The organism is Streptomyces jumonjinensis (assembly GCF_009600885.1).
Lineage (GTDB): Bacteria > Actinomycetota > Actinomycetes > Streptomycetales > Streptomycetaceae > Streptomyces > Streptomyces jumonjinensis.
In genome coordinates, this window is the sequence record NZ_VCLA01000184.1 from 64,406 (window position 1) to 66,092 (window position 1,687).

Sequence of the window (1,687 nt, forward strand, 5' to 3'; positions counted from 1 at the left end):
GAGCGCGGTGCGGGTTGCCGCGCTGAGCTGTCTGCTGTCGCGTACGTCGCCGACGCACTCGGCCACGGACGCGCCGGCCTCCCGGCACGCGTCGGCCGTTGCGCCCAATTGGCTTTCCGTGCCCAGAGGATAGGGACATCCCTCGATGTCGGCGGCCACGTCGAGGAGCACGAGGTCGGCCCCTTCCTTGGCGTATGCGACCGCGATGGCGCGTCCGATGCCGCGCGCGGCGCCGGTGATCAGAGCCCGTTTGCCGGTCAAGCGCATATGTCGGTCTCTCCGCTCTCGGTGTGGGACTGTCGGACGTGGAAGGTGGGTTCCTCGCGGCCGGTACGGAATACGGTCAGGCCGCTCCGGGCGATCCAGGGCGGTGCCGCCGACGAGGCCCTGGCTGCCGCCGTCCTGACGCCGTCCGGGAGGTGGGTTTGCGCAGCCCCGCGAAGGCGGTCTTCAGATGGTCGAGCGGCGCGCGGTCGGTCATGCGGGGTTCTCCTCGGTCCTCAGCGGGGAGCCGGGCTGGGTGGACAGGCGCGTCAGTATGTCGGCTGTCGCCTGTGCGAGGCGCTCGGCGGTCGGGCGGGGCACGCGGGCGGGGTTCAGATACAGGCGGCCCGTGATGGTGTCCTGGGCGAGTTCGGCCATGAGCGTCAGGTCGAATCGCGGGGGCGGCAGGAACACCCAGGGGTGCGTCACCACTTCGGCGAGGTGCAGGTTCCAGTGCTCGTCGATCGCCTCTTCGATCGAGAACGCCACGTTGCACAGGGGCGGTGCCACGCCGCCGCCCCGGGCGGGGGCCAGTGCACGGACCACGTGCTGGAAGGGGATCTCCTTGTTGACGAAGGCGTGCAGGGCCACGGTGCGCACATGCTCGATGAACTCCTTCATCCGGGCGGCCGGCCGGGGCGCGATCCGCAGCAGCACCGTGTTGTCGAAGGAGCCGACGACCCCCTCCAGGGCAGCCGTCGGCCGGTCGGTGACGGGGGTTGCGACCACGCACTCGGCTGTCTCCGCAACCTGCGACAGCGCGGCGGCGAAGCCCGCGAGCAGCACGACGAACGCCGTGGTCCCGAAGACGGGACCGGCGTCACGGACCGCCTGGACGGCTGCGGGCGGCAGCGCGAACTCGACGACTTCGGTGGACCGGGGCTCCGGCGCTGCCGCGGCCTCGCCCCCGAAGGAGACGGTCTCCGGCGCCCGCGCCAGGTGTTCGCACCAGTAGGCGAGTTGTTCCGCGGCCTCCTCGCCGTCCAGCCATGAGCGCTGCCACGCCGCATAGTCGGAGTAGCCGGCGGTCAACTCCGGCAGCCGGGGTTCGCGGCCGGACGCGAAGGCGTCGTACAGCTCCCAGAACTCGCGCCGCAGGATCGCGCCGGACCAGCCGTCCACGGCCATGTGGTGCAGCACGAGCAGGACCACGTACTGATTCCGCTCGCCCGCCGGCCGGATGACCGTCAGCCGCAGCAGCGGTCCCTCCCCGAGGTCGAATGGCCGCAGTGCGGCCGTTCTCAGAAGATCTTCCAGCTCCTCCTCGCCGGCGGCCATGTGAGACGTGACGTCGACCGGCACCGCGTCCGGCGGCGGAACCCGGCCCTCGGGCACCCCCGACTCGTCGTCCACGCAGGTGCGCAGGGCATCGTGCCGCGCGATCAGCGCCTGGGCGGCACCACGCAGCGCGGGCATGTCCAGG

Annotated in this window: 3 protein-coding genes; all 3 read right to left on the bottom strand. The window is 71.8% G+C overall.

Annotation, left to right across the window (positions count from 1 at the left end; genetic code table 11):
- On the bottom strand, positions 1-267 hold a 267-nt coding region (locus FF041_RS29175; RefSeq protein ID WP_153525589.1), incomplete at its 3' end, for an SDR family NAD(P)-dependent oxidoreductase.
- A 76-nt stretch (positions 268-343) separates the two neighbouring features.
- Positions 344-481 carry a hypothetical protein gene (locus FF041_RS29180; RefSeq protein ID WP_153525574.1) on the bottom strand — a complete coding sequence of 46 codons (138 nt, stop codon included), beginning with the start codon at positions 479-481 and terminating at the stop codon, positions 344-346.
- On the bottom strand, positions 478-1,687 hold a 1,210-nt coding region (locus tag FF041_RS29185), incomplete at its 5' end, for a condensation domain-containing protein (protein ID WP_228388699.1). The genes FF041_RS29180 and FF041_RS29185, both read right to left, overlap by 4 nt.

Bases quoted from the DNA above. Each gene is read 5' to 3' on its own strand.
- FF041_RS29180 (WP_153525574.1), bottom strand. From the start codon at position 481: ATGACCGACCGCGCGCCGCTCGACCATCTGAAGACCGCCTTCGCGGGG.